Source organism: Pseudomonas sp. CNPSo 3701 (genome assembly GCF_028674975.1).
GTDB classification, from domain to species: Bacteria; Pseudomonadota; Gammaproteobacteria; order Pseudomonadales; family Pseudomonadaceae; genus Aquipseudomonas; species Aquipseudomonas straminea.
In genome coordinates, this window is the sequence record NZ_JAQZSI010000001.1 from 26985 (window position 1) to 45917 (window position 18933).

The following is an 18933-nucleotide window of genomic DNA, read 5'->3' on the forward strand; positions in this document are numbered from 1 at the left end:
CTTACCGTTTGCCGTATTTACATGACAACGCGTTACAGCAGCTGCAGACCGTCCGATGACAGCATGGTGCCGCAGCGGTAGAGTCGCCGCCTGACCTCAGGCCGCCACGGACACATGATGCAGGGACACGACGCAAGGATCGCCCGCCTATTGGCCTTCTACCGCAGTGCCTACCTGGCCGATAGCCGCGACCTGAACCTCGACAACCTCTCCACGCTGCAGGCTGGCCGCCTGGCTTGGCTCGATGGCCGCGAAGAGCTGGCCAACGGCGCTCTGCCATTGCTGGCGCTGCCACCAAGTATTGGCGCCGAACTGGAGCGCCAGCAAAGCCTCTACCAACGTGAATTGCAGCTGGTCTACGGCGTACTGCCGGTGTGCGGGCGACTCAGCACTGAAAGTGGTCCCTCCACGGCGTTCTGCGCGCCACTGGTGTACTACGAAGCCACCTTGAACAACGGTAGCGAAGGCGACGCCCACCTGCTGGCCATCGACCCCAGCCAGCCATTGGCGAACTGGCGTCTGCTGCGCCAACTGATCGACGATGACAACGCTTCGCTCGACGATCTGCCACTACCCGACGCGCCCATCGACGCCCATGTGCTGGGCGATCTGCTGGGCTGGATCAGCCAGCGTACGCGGGTGACCGACGTACTCGCCGCCAGCGGTTTCCCAGCCCTGGAAGATCAGGATGCGGTGGCCAAGGCACTGCGACGCCGCAGCCTGTCGCTACGCGCCGCGGCCGTCGTCGCGTTGGTGCCACGGGGCAGCGGTAGCCGCGGTATCGTCCATGAATTGCAGCAATTGCAGGAAATCCACGAATGGTCGGCGCCCTTGCGCCAGCTACTCGGCGAGCTGCAGCCGGCCGCACGCCAGGGTGAAAGCTCGCCCGAGGCCCTGCCGGCCCAGCTCAGCAATGCCCAGAGCCTGGCGCTGGCCAATGCCGCGCGCTATCCGCTGAGCCAGATTTCCGGCCCGCCCGGTACCGGTAAGAGTTACACCCTGGCGGCCCTGGCGCTGGACCGCTACCTGCACGGCGAGTCGGTACTGCTGGTCAGCCGCAGCGCCCAGGCAGTGCGAGTCATCGGCCAGAAACTGCGCGAGGACTTCGGCTTGCGCGACGCGGTGCTGGAAAGCGACGGCGGCAGCCTGCAGCAAACCCTGCGCGATCGCCTGGCCAGCCTGCTGCAGGGCCAGGTTCCAGACACGCCGGCGGATGTTGAACAGGGCCTGCAGCGCGAGTTGCGTCACCTGATCAAGCTGGAACGGCGCCAGGCCAAGGACTTGGCGACCCGCTGCGGGCAAGCGCTGCGCTGGAGCCGGCTGATCCTCAAGGCCGAGCGCGGCACCCTGGATGTCATCAGGCGCCTCCTGCTGCTGCCCTGGGTGCGCTGGCGTGTACGTGACAGCGTGCGCCCCTGGGCGCTGCTCGATGAACTGCGCGACTGCCAGCAGCACCGTGAGCGCCTGAGCCGTGACTACATCAACGCACGTCGCGCCTCGAGCCTGAGCGGTCTGCTGGCCGAAAAGCGCCAGCTGTTCGTGCAGTACAACCAGGCAATTCGCGCCCGCCAATCGCAACGGCAACTGGCGCTGTTCGAGGACATCGATCCGCAGACGCTATTGGCCGCCTTTCCGATCTGGGTGGTGACGCTGGATGAGTTGCATCGCCTGCTGCCACTCAAGGCCGGCCTGTTCGACGTGATGGTCATGGACGAAGCCACCCAGTGCGATATCGCCTCGGCCCTGCCGGCCTTCCAGCGTTGCCGCCGCGCGGTGATCACGGGTGATGCCCGGCAGCTGCGCCACCTGTCGTTCCTGTCGCGCAACCGCGAGGTTCAGTTGCTGCAGCGCAGCGGTCTGCCGGGTGAAGAACGCGAGCGCTGGAGTTACCGCGACAACAGCGTGCTCGACCTGGTGGGCCTGCACCTGCCGGAGCAGAGCGCGCTGACCTTTCTCGACGAGCATTTTCGCAGCCGTCCGGCGTTGATCCGCTTCAGCAACCAGTGGTTCTACGCCAACCGCCTGCGGGTGATGAAGGAGCGTCCAAGCCTGGCCCACTGCGATAGCCTGCAGGTGCAACGCCTGGACGGCGAGCGTGCGCGCAATGGCGTCAACCAGGTTGAGCTCGAACACGTGTTGCAGCTGATCGACGAACACATCACCCGCTACGCCGACAGCCCGGTCAAGCCAAGCATCGGTGTAGTGTCACCGTTTCGCGATCAGGTCGAAGCGATCCGCCAGCGCATCGCCGGCCTCGACCTGCAGCGCCTGCGCGATTTTCGTGTGCTGGTGGATACGCCCTACGGTTTTCAGGGCGAGGAGCGCGACCTGATGATCATCAGCTTCGCCCTCGACGCCAATGCCAGCCAGGCGGCGGTGTACCTGAACCGCCCCGACATGTTCAACGTGGCGATCACCCGGGCCCGCGAACGTCAGGTGGTGTTATTCAGCGGCGACGAACGCCAGCTGCCCACCGACCACCTGCTGCGCCGCTACCTGGAAAGCTCCGGCGAAGCGCCGAGGCCCACTCACCAGCAACCCGAGCAGGACGCTTTCGAACGCGCCCTGTGTGCGGCGCTGCAGACGCACGGCGTGGCCACCTGGACCCGTTACCCGCTGGCCGGTCTGCTGCTGGACGTGTTCTGCCAACGCGGCGACAAGTGCCTGGCCATCGACCTGATCGGCTTTCCCGGTGAGGGCGAAGGCTTTCTCGAACTGGAGCGCTACCGGGTGCTGGCCCGCGCCGGCCTGGAAGTGCTGCCGCTGAGCTATGGGCTGTGGAGCCAGGAACCGGAACGGGCGCTACAGGCATTGCTGCAGCGCCTGTAGCCGCACCCCTCAGAAGCTGTGGCCGAGGTTCAGGTACAGGGCCTTCTCGTTCTCGTCGTTGAGGCCGTAGCTGAAATTCAGCGGTCCCAGCGGCGTCTCGTAACCCAGGAACACGCTCGCCGCATTGATGTAACCGCTGTCGAAGGCGTTGTCGTTGTTCCACACCCGGCCGCGCTCCAGAGAGGCGCCGAGGTAGAGCGGAAAATCCAGTGGCAGAAACGAACGTGGCGTCATGCGCCGGTAGTAAACCAGCCGCCCAAGGCTGACGTTCTGACCGGCCAGGGCGTCCTGGCGGAAGCCCGAGAGTTGTCGCGCGCCGCCCAGTTGGAAGCTGGAGGTGACGATTTCGGCATCATCGAGCGTGCGCCCGTAGCGCCCACCGATGACCAGGCTGTGCGGCCCCTGACTGAATGCCTTGTCGAGGTTGATCTGCCATTGCCGGTAACGGTCGTCGGCGCCGAGGCTGGCATCGTACTGGCGCAGCTTCAACTCGATCTGCTCGCCCTCGTGGGGAAAGTCGACGTTATCCAGGGTGTCGAAGGCGTACTGCATCTCGTAGTAGCCCTCGGTAAAGCTGAACTCGGGCTGATCACGCTCGCCGATACGTACCTTGGCGTCGCCCCAGGCCTGGCCGATACCGAAACGCAGCTCGCCGTTGTTGGCGATCTGGCGGCCGATGTCGAAGCCGTAGCCATAGCGCTGCACCCGGTATTCGGCAATGGGGTCATTGTCCAACACCGACTCGACGTTCCAGGCATCGACCCGCACGCTGGGCGCCACGAACCAGCGCGAGCCAACGTCCAGAGGCTGGTAGAACTCGCTGAACAGCTCTTGCCGGTCGCCCAGCTGTACCCTGGTGAGCCACTCGGCACCCAGACGGTTGATGCCGTTCTTGCGAAAGCTCGCACCCAGGTTGAAGACGCTGTCGCCGTTGAAATCGTCGGAGAGATTCAGGCCCAGACGCAGGTAGTCGGTGCCGGTGCGTTTTTCCCGTGCATCGATCACCAGGGTGTTGCGCTCGTCATGGCTGACCACCCGGTACTGTACGCGCTCGAAGTAATCCAGGCCGTACAGGGTGCCCATATCGCGCTGCAGCGTGGCCATGTCCAGCGGCTCGCCGATGGGCTGGCGGATGTAATTGCGGATCACCTCGTCGCCGACCTTGGAATCGTTGTCCACCTGGATGGCGTGGATCACCGGGGCGCGCTGCTGGGCGCTACGCGCCAGGGTCAGTGCCGGGTTACCACCGCCGCGGCGCACCAGCTGCGCAAGGCGCGGCTGCAGCGCCTTGGCGGCCCGGTAGCCGGCTTCGATCAGTTCCTCGCCACGGCCGAAGTCGGTGACCTCGAAGCTGCTCATGTTAGGCTGCACCAGCACGTCGCTGTCGCGTAGCGTCGCCAGCTGCTGCTCGGAGTTGCGGCGGGTCATCATGGTGATCGACTGGTTGAGTACGTCGACCACGGTGAGCAGTTCCTTGCGCGGTTTCAGCGGCGTGCCGATATCGACGACGATGACCCGGTCGACGCCCATGTCGCGCGCCACATCGACGGGAATATTGTCGACCATGCCGCCGTCGACCAGCAGACGACCGTCCAGCTCGACCGGCGCGAACACCGCGGGGATCGACATGCTGGCACGGATCACTTGCGGCAAGTGGCCGCTGCGAAACACCACTTTCTGATCGTTGGCGATATCGGTGGCCACGGCGCGGAACGGAATCGGCAGGCGGTCGAAATCGCGTACGTCGCTGCTGCGCACCAGCAGGCGTTCGAGCAGCAGCGCCAGATTCTGACCCTGGATCACACCCAGTGGCAGGCCGAGGCTGCCGTCGTCGCGAAAGCTCAGACGCTGCTTGATGAGGAAATCGCGGTCATCCTGCTTGCGACGAAACGGCACATCGGTACGCGGCGGATCATCGGAAAGCACCTCGCGCCAATCCATGGTCAGCGCCACTTGCTCCAGCTCGGCGACGCTGTAGCCCGAGGCGTACAGGCCGCCGATCACTGCGCCCATGCTGGTACCGGCAATGGCGTCGATGCGCACGCCCTGCTCCTCCAGCGCCTTGATCACACCGATATGCGCCAGCCCCCGCGCCGCGCCGCCGGAAAGCACCAGGCCGACCCTGGGCTGGGGTTCCTGGGCGATAGCGAGCAGAGGGGTGAGCAGGAGCAGCAGAACGAGCAGACGACGCATGGCACATCCCTGGTATTGGGCGAAAAAGCGCCATTATAGGAGCCTCGCCGTCAGGGATGCGCACCGCGAAAACGTTTGGTCTGGAATCAGTGCAGGCGGCGCGATTCGCCCGCGAAGGGATCATGAAAACTGCTGATTTCCGATTGCAGGCGGCGATTCTCGCCGTAGGCCTCGATGGCGCGGCGATAGCGCATACGCTGCTCGTCGAGCAGCTTGCGGCGGGCTTTCACCACGCTCTGTTCCGGGTGCAACGCTTCGTCCACATGGCGTGCCATGGCAGGTCTCCAGGTTGATTACGGGAGACCAGCTTCGGCGAATGCGATGACAGTTTGAGGAACAAGGCGTGACGCCTGGGTGACGGGCTCGCGGCTGTTCACGATCTAGACGCTATAAAAGAGGCTGCTACAAGGCAGAAGCAGACATCCAGCGAACTCGTGGGAGGGGCTTTAGCCGCGAGTTTTTTATCAGCGCAAGCAAAGAGCTGGCGGCTAAAGCCCCTCCTACAAAAGCCACGCATTCACCGGCCGCTCTCACCACTTAGCTGTCGAAATCGACGAACCTGGGCTGAAAGACTTTGAACAGGTTCTTAGGCGCCGTCTTCGTGGGCCCTGATCGACTTGGCCGACAGACGCAGGCTACGCAGGCTGCGTTTGACGCTTTTCAAGTGATTGACCAGGCTCGGGCCGCGGGCCATGGCCACGCCCATGGCGAGCACGTCGATCACCACCAGGTGAGCGATACGCGAGGCCAGCGGCGTATAGATCTCGGTGTCTTCCTGCACATCGATGGCCAGGTTCACCGTGGCCAGCTCGGCCAGCGGCGTCTGGCCCGGGCACAGGGCGATCAGCGAAGCGCCGGCCTCGCGCACCACATTGGCGGTGATCAGCAGGTCCTTGGAACGCCCGGACTGGGAAATGCACACGGCTACGTCGGTAGGCTTGAGGGTGATGGCCGACATCGCCTGCATGTGCGGGTCGGAATAGGCCGCGGCATTGAGCAGCAGGCGGAAGAACTTGTGCTGGGCATCGGCGGCCACCGCGCCCGAAGCACCGAAGCCGTAGAACTCGATGCGCTGCGCCTGGGAGCAGACGGCGATGGCCTTCTCCAGCGCCACCGGATCGAGCTTCTCGCGCACTTCCATCAGCGTGTGCAGGGTGGTGTCGAAGATCTTCATGCTGAAGTCAGCGACCGAGTCGTCCTCGTGGATCGCGAACTGGCCGAAGCTGGCACCAGCGGCCAGGCTCTGCGCCAGCTTGAGCTTGAGATCCTGAAAGCCGCTGCAGCCGATGGCGCGGCAAAAGCGCACGATGGTGGGCTCGCTGATCCCCACCGAATGGGCCAGTTCGGCCATGGAGCTGTGCATGACTGCAGCCGGGTCGAGGAGCACATGATCGGCCACCTTGAGTTCCGACTTGCGCAGGAGGTGACGTGACTGGGCGATGTGCTGCAACAAATTCACGGGCTGGGACTCGACTGGCAAAGGATGGTTACGCCGGCTAGACGTTGAAGCGTCACGACTCGGTTATGATCGAGGGACGCCGCCGGGCTGTAGTGATCTTGTAGTTATACTACAAGCCTGGCGACCTCGCACGGACAAACCGAATCGGAGTTCCCATGCAGAGCAATTGCTGCGACATGCTGGTATTCGGCGGCACGGGCGACCTCGCCCTGCACAAGTTGCTTCCAGCCCTCTATTACCTGCATCGCGGCGGCCGCCTGCATCGTGACACGCGCATCCTCGCCCTGGCGCGCAGCAGCCATACACGGGCCGCCTACCAGGCCCTCGCCGAGCGCCACTGCCGTGCCCAGGTGGCCCGCGCCGATTTCGACGATGACACCTGGAAGAGCTTCGCCGAGCGTCTGGACTACTTCCCCATGGACGCTTCGCAGAGCGCCGACTTCGGTCGCCTGGCCAAGGCACTGGGTAATGATCGAGAGCGAGTCAGGGTCTACTACCTGGCTACTGCACCGGATCTGTTCGAAGCCATCGCCTCGCACCTCAAGGTTGCCGGTCTGGCTGGTGCAGGCGCGCGCATCGTGCTGGAAAAACCCATCGGCCATTCGCTGGAATCGGCCCAGGCGATCAATGCCGGCATCGGTGCGATGTTCGATGAGTCTCAGGTATTCCGCATCGACCATTACCTGGGCAAGGAAACCGTGCAGAACCTGATGGCACTGCGTTTCGCCAACGCGCTGTTCGAGCCGGTGTGGCGCGCCGGGCACATCGACCATGTGCAGATCAGCGTGTGCGAGACCCTGGGCGTGGAAAACCGCGGTGCCTACTACGACAACGCCGGCGCCATGCGCGACATGATCCAGAACCACCTGCTGCAGCTGCTCTGCCTGGTGGCCATGGAAGCGCCGGTGCGCTTCGATGCCGAGTCGGTGCGCAACGAGAAGGTGAAGATTCTCGAAGCCCTCAAACCCATCACCGGTCAGGACGTGCGCGACAAGACCGTGCGCGGCCAGTACACCGCCGGCAAGATCGGCGGCCAGGAAGTGCCCGCCTACTACTTCGAGAAGAACGTCGACAACGACAGCGATACCGAAACCTTCGTTGCCGTGCAGGCCGAGATCAACAACTGGCGCTGGGCCGGCGTGCCGTTCTACCTGCGCACCGGCAAGCGCCTGGCTCGCAAGACCTCGGAAATCCTCATTCAATTCAAGCCCGTACCGCACCAGCTGTTCGGCAACGGCCAGGCCAACCAGTTGCTCATCCGCCTGCAACCCGAAGAGCGTATCAGCCTGCAGTTGATGGCCAAGAACCCGGGCAAGGGCATGCGCCTGCAGCCGGTGGAACTGGACCTGAACCTGGCTGATGCTTTCAACAAACAGCGGCGCTGGGATGCCTATGAGCGGTTACTGCTGGATGTGATAGAGGGCGACTCCACGCTGTTCATGCGCCGCGATGAGGTCGAAGCAGCCTGGCAATGGGTCGACCCGATTATCAAGGGCTGGCAGCAGCGCTACCAAAGTCCGCGCCCTTACGCTGCAGGCAGCAACGGGCCGGAACAACTTCAGCACCTGCTGGAGCGACATGGGCGGCAATGGATCGAAGAATCCGACGAGTGATCAATATACCAACGGGCTGCCACCAACAGCCCGCCTTTGCTGTCAGTCAGCAATGAACGTGTATGGCTGTAAGCATTTTGCTATTGAAAGTGCGATATAAAAGCGCATTCCGATTAAATGATTTGAACTTTATTGCTGCGTAGGCGCTGAAATAATTTCACAACTTTTCATTCGGCGAAGATCATTTTTTATCGAACAGCTCTGTCTGCAAACGACAATTCTATTAATTATAAATTTATACATAAAACAATAAGTTATGACCTTACAAATAGAAAACCTTAAATAATCAGGTTATTTTAAATGTCAAAAATCACATGAACTTTTGGTTTTTTATACATAAACGGCATTAAAACTACCTTTTAAAAAAGTGCTCGCCCGCTACGTTTAAAACTTGTCGAGTTCTATCCAGTGCAACGCCGAATTGGATTTGCCTGTGCAACACAACTCGCCAAGTTTGAAGTCACGTAATTGGGAGATGCTTCATGGCAGTACAGGCGAAAGTCGCGCCTATTGGCCAGCAGGTCAGCCAGGCCAATACGCAAGTGGTCAGCAACACGCTGCCACTTTCAGAAAGCAGCCATGTCGCCCTCAACATTCCTCCCGAAGCGGTAGCCCGTTATACCCGTGATGGATCCGACCTGATTGTCCAGATGCAGGACGGTGAGGTGCTGCGCATCAGCAATTTCTACGCGGCGGCCGAGCAACCCAGCCAGCTATATCTGGTCGGTGAGGAAGAGCAGTTGATGACCGTGGATCTTTCCCAGGCCGCGGCTTCCGATGGTGTTCTGGCCGCCTCCTATGCTTCGGAGGGTACTCTCTCCGGCTTTACCTCACTGACTTCGATAGCAGGCGCTGCTGGCGGTACCTTGGGTCTGAGCACTGCTGCGGTAATTGGCGGTGTAGCGGTTGCAGGCGGAGTGGTAGTGGCCGATGAGGTCAGCCGGCGCAACAATAGCACTAACAACAACGGCGGCAGCAGCGCACAACCGCCTGTGGATAACCAGCCCCCGGCGGCAGCGACCAACCTGCAGCTCAGCCAGGACAGCCGCTTCCTGACCGGTTTTGCAGAGCCCAACGCCACTGTCAGAGTGGATGTTAACGGCACGCTGTACACGGTGGCTGCCGATGCCAACGGTCAGTTCCAAGTGCAATTTCCAGCACCGCTTACAGGCGGGCAGACCATCAGCGTGGTGGTGGTAGATGCTGCAGGAAATGTCGGCCCATCGGCGTCGCTAAACGCTCCACTGGTGGTACAGCCTTCGACGGTGGAGCCCAGTGATGGCAGCCAGCTCAACGGCTCGGCAACTCCCAACGCCACTATCATCCTGATGCATCCTGACGGCCAGGAGCTGCATAGAACCACTGCCGACACGAATGGGGAATGGCGCTGGGAAGGGCCACCCGTATTGCCCCATGGAACGATTGTGGACGTGCATACCATCGCCCCTAACGGCGTGCCTCATCCGGTGATACGGGTGGTTATCGACAGCACGCCGCCAGCCCCACCGACGGTGGAAGCCAGCAATGGAACATTGCTGGTTGGCACGGCAGAGCCGGGCAGTACCGTCGCACTTACGATCGACGGGAATGCACCCGTTACAGTTACCGCAGCTGCAGACGGCACCTGGTCTTACCAACCTTCCCCCGCGCTGGCCGACAACACTTTGGTCATAGTTACGGCCACCGACCGCGCTGGTAACAAGAGCGAACCCAGCGAGCTCCGGATCGACGCACAGGCTCCTGATCAGCCCACCATCAACAACAGCAATGGCACGGTGTTCAGCGGCACCGCAGAACCAGGCAGTACCGTCATCCTGAGCAACGCCAGTGGGGTTTTCGGCCAGGCACTGGTCGATGGCAATAGCAACTGGCATTTCACTGCCAGCCCGGCGATCGCCAATGGTGGCGAGGTGAGCGTGGTGGCCCGTGACCCGGCCGGCAACACCAGCCCGCCACAAACGGTGGTTGTGGATAACGCATTGCCCAACGCGCCGGTGATCGCCACAAGCAACGGTACGGTGATTTCCGGCACGGCGGACGCCGGTAGCCTGGTCATCGTCAGCGCGAACGGTGCCGAGATTGGTCGCGCCACAGCCGGCCCCAATGGCGCCTGGTCGATCACCCCGTCTCCCGCACTGACCAACGCGACGGTCGTCACCGTCGTCGCCAGCACAGCCTCAGGCACCAGCGCCGCCACCACGCTGATCATCGATGCCGCGCAACCCCTGCCCCCCGTCGTGCAGCCTAGCAACGGCAGTGAGCTAAGCGGTACCGCCGAGCCCGGCGGCAAGATCATTCTGATCTACAGCAATGGCGACCTCATCGGCCAGACCGTGGCCGATGCCGATGGCAACTGGAATTTCATTCCCACCACACAGCTCGCCGATGGCGTCAACCTCGAAGTCGTGGTTCGCGATGCCGCTGGCAACAACAGCGACCCCGCTGCGGTGCAGATCGACCGGACACCACCTGCAGCTCCTCAGGTCGAACCCAGCAACGGCATCACGCTGAACGGCAAAGCTGAAGCAAACAGCACCGTGGTCATCACAGGTCCCGGCGGAATCCTCATTGCCGAGGTGATAGCCGACGGTAACGGTGACTGGAGTTTCACGCCCGATGCGCCTCTCGCCGATGGCACACCGCTGACAGTCATCGCGCGTGACCCGGCCGGCAACGTCAGCCCACCCAGCGATCTGGTGATAGATACCGAGGCGCCCGCAGCGCCGATACTGAACCCTACCAATGGTGTCCTGCTGAGCGGTACTGCCGAGCCGGACAGTACGGTGATCATTCGTATCGGCACTTCACCTGCGACCGAGGTCGAGGTGCTCGCCGATAGCAATGGAACCTGGAGCCACTCCCCCGGCGCGCCGATTGCCCATGGCATCACCATCGAGGTTAGTGCCCGAGACGCCAGCGGCAATGTAAGCGACTCCACGATTGGTAGCATCGATGCCGAGGCGCCCAACACACCAGTGATCAACCCCAGCAATGGCGGCCTGCTTAGTGGCACCGCCGAGCCTGGCAGCACCATTACCATCAGCGTACCCGGCGAGCCCGACCAGACCGCGATCACCAATACCGACGGTATCTGGACATTCACCCCGAACGCGCCTCTCATCAACGGCACGAACGTAGCGGTAACCGCGACCGATGCGGCGGGCAACCAGAGCCCTATTGCCAGCCAGACCGTCAACGCCACATTACCGGCGAGCCCGACCATTAACCCAAGCAATGGCAGCCAGTTCAGCGGTACGGCCACGGCAGGCGCGCTGGTCGTGCTGACCGGCCCAGGAGGCGTTGCGCTGGGCCAGGTCATCGCCGACAGCAATGGCAACTGGACCATAACGCCGTCCACACCACAGCCCAACGGCACCAGTGTCAGTGCCGCCGTGGTCGTCAATGAACTGAGCAGTGCGCCAGCCACCACGGTAACCGATAACGCCGCGCCAGCCGCTCCCACGCTGCAGCCCAGCAACGGCAGCCTGCTCAGCGGAATGGCAGAAGCAGGTAGTACGGTGATTTTGACCGGGCCAGGCGGCACAGTCATTGGCCAAGCCACGGCCGATGTTCAGGGCCACTGGAGCTTTCAGCCGACCACGTCGCTGGCCAACGGCACGGTGGTAGCGGCCGTCGCCCGCGACGCCGCTGGTAACCAGAGCCCGGCAACCAGCACTACGGTGGATAACGTCGCGCCCCAGGCACCGGTCGTAAATCCGAGCAATGGTGCACAATTGGTGGGTACCGCCGAGGCCGGAAGCATGGTGATCATCCGCGACAGCAGCGGCCGTATGATCGGCCAGACGACAGCTGACGTTGATGGCAACTGGTCACTGACCCCATCACCTGCACTGGCTGATAATGCTGCCATTACCATCGTGGCGCGCGACGCCGCCGGCAATACCAGCGTGCCAGCCAGCCTGACCATCGATGCAGCACCGCCCTCGACTCCGATCATCGAGCCGAGTAACGGGATCATCCTGCGCGGCTTTGCCGAACCGGGCAGCATCGTCACCCTGCGCGATGCTGCCGGCAACCTGATCGCCGAAGCCACCGCAGCCGCCAACGGCACTTGGAGCACCACCCTTAGCGCGCAGCTGCCTGACGGCACCCGCGTCACGGCGGTGGCGACGGATGCCACGGGCAACATCAGCCCTGCCGTGTCCCTGACCATAGATGGCGTGCCACCATCGGCCCCTGCTATCGATCCCAGCAACGGCGCTCAACTGAGCGGCAGCGCCGAACCCGGCAGCACGGTGATTCTTACCGGCATCAACGGCGCGTTGATCGGCCAGGTGACAGTGGACGCAGGCGGCAACTGGTCGTTCACGCCAGCCAGCGCCCTGCCCAATGGCACCCAGGTCAACGTCGTCGCCCGCGATGCGGCCGGCAATACCAGCACCTCCAGCAGCATGGTCACCGACAACGTCGCCCCAACAGCGCCCAGCATCGCGCCTAGCAATGGCGAGCAACTGAGCGGTACCGGTGAAGCCGGTAGCCTGCTGATCATCAGCGTTGGCGGCGTAGTGATCGGCCAGGTGCAGGTCAACGCTCAGGGCACCTGGAGCTTCACCCCCGAAACGCCGCTGGCGAACGGCGCCGCGGTCAGCATCGTCGCCCGTGACCCGACCGGTAACCAGAGCGCCCCCGTAGGCATAACGGTGGATGCCATGGCGCCCAACACGCCCACCATCGCGCCCAGCAACGGCAACCAGCTCAGCGGCACCGCCGAGGCTGGCAGCACCGTCATCCTCAGCGGGCCCGGCGGCGTCGCTATCGGCCAGACGACGGCTGACGCCAGTGGCAACTGGTCCTTCACGCCGCAGAGCCCGCTGCTCGATGGCACCCAGGTCAGCGTGGTGGCCCGCGACGCTGCCGGCAACACCAGCCAGCCCGGCAGCACCGTGGTGGATGCTCAGCCTCCCGCCACGCCGACCATCTCGCCGAGCAGCGGATCGGGCGTGTTGAGCGGCACTGCCGATCCCGACAGCACGCTGTCGCTGACCATCGGCAATGCCGCGCCGGTGACCGTCCAGGTCAACGCCAACGGCACCTGGAGTTATCCCATCAGCGGCCAGCTGGCCAACAACACCCAGGTTTCCGTGGTGGCCCGCGATGCGGTCGGCAACACCAGTCCTTCGGCCATCACCTTCATCGACGCCCAGGCGCCAGCCGCGCCGGTCATCGACCCCAGCAATGGCACCCAGGTGAGCGGCACCGCCGAAGCCGGCAGCCTGGTCACCATCACTGGCCCCAATGGGTTTAGCCAGACCACCACCGCAGACGCCAATGGCAACTGGTCGATCACACCAGCCAGCGCCCTCCCCAATGGCACCCAGCTGACGGTGCGGGCTATCGATGCGGTGGGTAACCAGAGCCAGCCAGCAAGCGTGATAGTCGACGCGACCCTGCCACCGCACCCGACCATCGAACCCAGCAACGGCGGCGAACTCAGCGGTACCGCCCTGGCGGGAGCCACCGTGCAGCTGACCGACGGCACGGGCGCCGTCATCGGTCAGGCCATCGCTGATGCTCAGGGCAACTGGACCTTCACCCCGCAGACGCCGCTGGCCAACGGCACCACCGTCAACGCCACGATCACTGTGGCAGGCCTGAGCAGTGCACCGGCCTCCACGGTGATCGACAGCGTCGCCCCCAATACCCCGACCATCACCGCCAGCAATGGCACGCAACTCAGCGGCACCGCCGAAGCGGGTGCCACGGTGATTCTCACTGGCTCGGGCGGCGTCAACATCGGCCAGGCGACCGCGGATGCCAATGGCAACTGGACCTTCACGCCCACACCCGCCCTGGCCGATGGGCTGGTGGTGACCGTCGTGGCGCGGGACGCCGCGGGCAACAGCAGTGGCTCGGCCACCACGACCGTCGACGCACAGCCGCCGGCCACTCCGACGATCGAAGCCAGCAATGGCGTGCGGGTCACCGGCACCGCCGAAGCCGGCATCACCGTGGTCGTCACCGATGGCAGCGGCCGGGTGATCGGCCAGACCACCGCCGCGGCTGATGGAACCTGGACACTGTCACCCTCGCCGGCCTTGCCCAATGGCACGGTGGTCAATGCAATCGCTCGGGACACCCTCGGCAATACCAGTGGCTCGGTCAGCACCACCGTCGACACCGTGGCGCCGGTTACGCCAACCATTTCTCCCAGCAATGGCGTCGAGCTCAGCGGTACGGCAGAAGCCGGCAGCACCGTGCTGATCACCGGCCCCGGCGGTGCAACCATTGGCCAGGTAACCGCCGACGCGGCAGGCAACTGGAGCTTCAAACCCTCGCAGGCCCTCACTGACGGCACCGAGGTCACGGTGGTATCACGCGATGCCGCCGGCAACACCGGCCCATCCGGCAGCACCGTGATCGATGCCCAGGTGCCGGAACATCCGACCATCAATCCGAGCAATGGCGTCTCGCTGAGCGGTACGGCGGAAGCCGGGGCCACCATCGTCCTCACCGGAGCCGGAGGTGTGCCGATCAACACCGGCACCATTACGGCCGATGCCGACGGAAAATGGAGTGTCACCTTGAACCCGGCCTTGCCTGACGGCAGCCTGGTCACCGTGATCGCCCGCGATAATCTGGGCAACGAAAGCGCCCCGGCGAGCATCCTGATCGACGCTATCGCGCCACCCGCACCGGTGATCGCGCCGAGCAACGGCCTGGTCATCACCGGTACCGCCGAAGCCGGCAGCATGGTAACCGTCAGTGCAGACGGCACTGTCATCGGCACGGCGCAGGCCGGTACTAATGGCAGCTGGACGCTCACCCCGAACACGCCAGTAGCCAACGGTGTCAGCCTCACCGCGACGGCAACCGATGCCGCGAATAACGTGAGCACGCCATCTTCAGCGATCATCGTCGATAACCAGGCGCCGCCACGGCCAACCATCGAGCCCAGCAATGGCATCGTTCTCGGCGGCACTGCCGAAGCGGGGAGCACGGTCATCATCACCGGTACAGGCGGCGTCGCCATTGGTCAGGCAGTAGCCGACGGCGATGGCAACTGGTCTTTCGTGCTGCCCGTGGCACTCACCAACAATACCCAGATCAGCGTGGTGGCCCGGGATGCGGCCGGCAACACCAGCCCGGCGGCAAGCCTGGTGATCGACACCGTACCGCCTGCCGCCCCAACTGTTCAGCCGAGCAATGGCGTGCTGCTCGGCGGCACGGCCGAAGCGGGCAGCACGGTGATCATCACCGGCCCGGGCGACGTGGTCGTTGGCGAGGCAGCAGTGAACGCGGGGGGAGCCTGGACCTTCCCTGTAGATATACCCTTGCAGCATGGCGCCGTGATCAGCGTCAGCGCCCGCGATGCGGCCGGCAATACCGGCCCGGCCACCGCCATCACTATCGACGCAGTCGCCCCCGCCATACCAACCATCGAGGCCACCAACGGTTCAGCTTTGCGCGGTACCGCCGAGGCGGGCAGCACGGTAACGCTAACCGCCAATGGCAACACCATCGCCACCCTGACCGCTGACAGCAGTGGTGATTGGAGCTTCACGCCGGGCACCAGCCTGGCCGATGGCGTATTGGTCACTGTGCAGGCACGGGATGCGGCCGGCAACCAGAGCCCCATTGCCAGCACGAGGGTGGATAACCTCGCCCCACCTGCGCCGGTGATCGCGGCCAGCAACGGCAGCGAGCTGAGCGGTACTGCCGAGGCCGGTAGCACTATACGGTTGAGTGTGGCGGGCGTGCTGATCGCCACGGTGGCCGTGGACGCCAATGGCAACTGGCATTACAAGCCGGCGCTGCCGCTGGCCGACAACACCGTGGTTACGGCAGTTGCCGTGGATGCGGCCGGCAACGTGAGCAATCCGGCCAGCGTGACCGTGGACGACAGGGTGCCGAATCTGCCCGAGGTGCTACCCAGCAATGGCAGCCTGCTCAGTGGTACGGCTGAACCGGGCAGTACCGTGACCATCCGCATTGCGGGTCAGGCAGACGTGCAGGTCAACGCCGATGCCACCACTGGCGCCTGGTCACAGACCTTTTCACCCGCCATCCCCAACGGCACCTCGGTCAGCATCACCGCTACCGATGCCACCAATAACGTCAGCGCGCCGGCCATCGTGGTGATCGACGGCCTGGCACCTGCGCTCCCCATCATCGCGCCCAGCAACGGCACCGTGCTGAGCGGCACGGCCGAAGCGGGCAGCACGGTGATTCTTACCGGAGCGGGCGGCGCCACTATCGGCCAGACGGTCGCCGATGTTCAGGGCAACTGGAGCTATATGCCTCCGACCCCGCTGACCAATGGCACGCAGGTAAGCGTGGTAGCACGCGATGCTGCCGGTAATATCAGCCCATCCACCAATACGATCATCGATAACGTGGCCCCTGCCGCCCCAACTATCCAGGCCAGCAACGGCGTGGTGCTGACGGGCACGGCCGAAGCCAACAGCACGGTAATTCTTACCGGCCCTGGCGGCATCCGCATCGGTACGGCGACCACTGACAGCGCCGGCAACTGGACCTACACACCGAGCCCCGTCCTGGCCAATGGCGTGGTGGTGACCGCAGTCGCCCGCGATGCGGCCGGCAATACCAGCACCTCGGTCAGCACCACGATCGATGCCATTGCGCCCAGCGCGCCCACCATTCAACCAAGCAACGGCGCCGCGCTAAGCGGTACCGCCGAGGCCGGCAGCACGGTTACCGTTACCGGCCCCGGCGGCAATGTGATAGGCCAAACGACCACCACTGCCAACGGCAACTGGACCATTACGCCAACAGAAACGCTGACCAACAGCACCGTTGTCACCGCCGTTGCCCGCGATGCAGCCGGCAATATCAGCGCTTCGACCAGCACCACCATCGATACCGTGGCGCCCAACGCGCCCACCATCCAACCCAGCCGGGGTACGGTGCTCACGGGTACGGCCGAGGCTGGCAGCACGATCATCCTTACCGATGGTAATGGCGCGCAGATCGGCACCACCACCGCTGCCGCCAATGGCACCTGGAGCTTCACACCCGCGGCGCAACTGGCTAACGGCACCGTGGTAAATGCCGTGGCGCGTGACGCGGCAGGTAATACCAGTGGTTCGACCAGCACCTTGGTCGACAGCCAGGCGCCGAGCGCCCCCAGCAATCTGTTCGTCAGCGCTGACGGCACCCTGCTCACCGGGAACGCCGAAGCGGGCAGCCAGGTGCGTATCGTGGTCAATGGCAACGTAGCCAGCCCGATCACCGTGACCGCCACTGCAGCAGGCACCTTCGCAGCGGTGCTGATTCCAGCCTTGGTGGCGGGCCAGCCGATCAGCGTGACGGCCACCGATGTGGCCGGCAACGTCAGCATCTCGGCAGGCACCAACGCGCCCAACCTGTCGGCACCGATCATCAACGTGCCGGAGGCGCTCGACACCTACATCAACGCGGCCGAGGCCGCCGACGGCATCCAGGTGCGCGTCGGGTTGGCCACCGGGGTGCGCGCTGGCGACACGGTCACGCTGACCTACACCGGCACCGGCGGCTACACCTTCAACCAGAGCCACACCGTAACAGCGGCCGAGGCCACTGCAGGTGCCGCTGTGGTTTCCGTACTGCCACCAGGCGGCAGTTTTCCACAGGGTGCTGCGTCGGTTACCGCGCATATCAACAACGGCGCCAATTCCCAGGCCGCGAATTTCACGGTCGACACCATCGCCCCTACCTCACCGGTGCTGAGCTTGACTGGCAACCTACTTACCATCTCCAGCGAGCCGAATAGCCAACTGACCGTGCATATCGACCTGGGCGGCACCGTCGCCACCGCCACGGTCACGGCCAACAATGCCGGGCTGGCCTCAGTGAACCTGCTCAGCGGGCTGAATATCGGCCTGACCTGGGACCAGCTGCTCAGCGCCCAGGTGACAGTGTCTGCCCGGGATCAGGCCGGCAACCAGAGTAACCTGGCCTCTCTGGGCCTGGGCGCCAGCCTGCTGCAGCAACCGATCACCCTCGGCAACCTCGCCGTGGATGCCAACCTGAGCGTACTCAATCTGTCAGCCGCGCGGCTCGGCATCAGCGGCAAGACCGTTGCCGGTGCCGCCCTGGCAGTCGAAGTGCTGACCCCGGCGGGCTATATCGGCCTTGCGCCCTTGGCGGCCGACGCCAACGGCAACTTTTCCATCAACCTGCTCAGCCCCAGTGTGCTCAGCCAGCTCGGTCTGTCGGTCAGCCAGGTTCTCAATCTGGGGGCCGACCTCGCACTGCGTATCACCGCGACATCGGGCAGCAAGACCAGCGGCCAGTACACCGTGGATCTGGATCCATCGGGCCTGCTCGGCCTGGCCATCGGTACCGTGCGCGTCGATGGCACGGCTGCCGACGACGTTCTTTCCGGCAGTGCCACCATCGCCAACGAGCAGATCTTCGCCGGTAACGGCAATGACTTGATCCTCAACGTGGGCGCCGGTGATCGCGTGGATGCTGGAGCCGGTAACGACACCATCCAGATCCGCGCCACCAATTTCGGCAGCGTCAACGGTGGCGCAGGCTTCGACACCGTACTGTTCGACGGCGGTATCGACATCAACTACGGCGCTGCCGGCATCGGCACGCTGAGCAATATCGAGCGCATCGACCTCGGCACCGGTGACTCGGGCAGCATCCTGACGCTGACCGCCGCAGCGGTGGCGTCCATCACCGATGCCAACAACATCCTGCAGATTACCGGGGAGAGCAACGACACCCTGCGGATCAGCAGCAGTGCCTTGAAGACAGGCACGCAGGCGATTGATGGCATCGTCTACGACGTCTATACCTACGGGAACACCACGCTGCTGGTGGAAGAAAACACGGTACAGGTTGTGGTCAGTTGATAGGGAATTCGTC

General features: G+C 63.9%; 6 protein-coding genes. 3 read left to right on the forward strand and 3 right to left on the reverse strand.

Going from position 1 to position 18933, the window contains the following annotated elements; all coding sequences use genetic code 11:
* Nucleotides 1–117 precede the first annotated feature (117 nt).
* The gene (locus PVA39_RS00120) at nucleotides 118–2829 is read left to right on the forward strand and encodes a DEAD/DEAH box helicase (protein WP_274122267.1); all 2712 of its coding nucleotides are present in this window, start codon (nucleotides 118–120) and stop codon (nucleotides 2827–2829) included.
* Nucleotides 2830–2838: 9 nt separating this feature from the next.
* Here PVA39_RS00120 and PVA39_RS00125 read toward each other — a convergent pair whose 3' ends face one another.
* The 3 genes from PVA39_RS00125 to hexR all read right to left on the reverse strand — a co-directional run bounded on the left by PVA39_RS00125 (nucleotide 2839) and on the right by hexR (nucleotide 6481).
* Nucleotides 2839–5022, reverse strand: coding sequence for a patatin-like phospholipase family protein (locus tag PVA39_RS00125; protein ID WP_274122268.1), 2184 nt, complete (start codon nucleotides 5020–5022; stop codon nucleotides 2839–2841).
* A gap of 86 nt (nucleotides 5023–5108) precedes the next feature.
* Nucleotides 5109–5297, reverse strand: a complete 189-nt coding sequence (locus PVA39_RS00130) for a PA3496 family putative envelope integrity protein (RefSeq protein ID WP_093501123.1) — start codon at nucleotides 5295–5297, stop codon at nucleotides 5109–5111.
* A 311-nt stretch (nucleotides 5298–5608) separates the two neighbouring features.
* Nucleotides 5609–6481, reverse strand: a complete 873-nt coding sequence (gene hexR, locus PVA39_RS00135; protein ID WP_274122269.1) for a transcriptional regulator HexR — start codon at nucleotides 6479–6481, stop codon at nucleotides 5609–5611.
* 155 nt (nucleotides 6482–6636) lie between these two features.
* Here hexR and zwf point away from each other — a divergent pair, with 155 nt between their 5' ends.
* Together zwf and PVA39_RS00145 are read left to right on the forward strand one after the other, a co-directional pair.
* Nucleotides 6637–8094: a glucose-6-phosphate dehydrogenase gene (zwf, locus tag PVA39_RS00140; protein ID WP_274122270.1), complete on the forward strand. Its 1458-nt coding sequence runs from the start codon at nucleotides 6637–6639 to the stop codon at nucleotides 8092–8094.
* 482 nt (nucleotides 8095–8576) lie between these two features.
* Nucleotides 8577–18920 carry an Ig-like domain-containing protein gene (locus PVA39_RS00145; RefSeq protein WP_274122271.1) on the forward strand — a complete coding sequence of 3448 codons (10344 nt, stop codon included), beginning with the start codon at nucleotides 8577–8579 and terminating at the stop codon, nucleotides 18918–18920.
* The last annotated feature ends 13 nt before the right edge of the window (nucleotides 18921–18933 follow it).

Excerpts from the sequence above, each read along its gene's own strand:
- PVA39_RS00145 (WP_274122271.1), top strand. The coding sequence starts at position 8,577 with ATGGCAGTACAGGCGAAAGTCGCGCCTATTGGCCAGCAGGTCAGCCAG.
- PVA39_RS00120 (WP_274122267.1), top strand. The coding sequence starts at position 118 with ATGCAGGGACACGACGCAAGGATCGCCCGCCTATTGGCCTTCTACCGC.
- PVA39_RS00125 (WP_274122268.1), bottom strand. The coding sequence starts at position 5,022 with ATGCGTCGTCTGCTCGTTCTGCTGCTCCTGCTCACCCCTCTGCTCGCT.
- PVA39_RS00130 (WP_093501123.1), bottom strand. The coding sequence starts at position 5,297 with ATGGCACGCCATGTGGACGAAGCGTTGCACCCGGAACAGAGCGTGGTG.
- zwf (WP_274122270.1), top strand. The coding sequence starts at position 6,637 with ATGCAGAGCAATTGCTGCGACATGCTGGTATTCGGCGGCACGGGCGAC.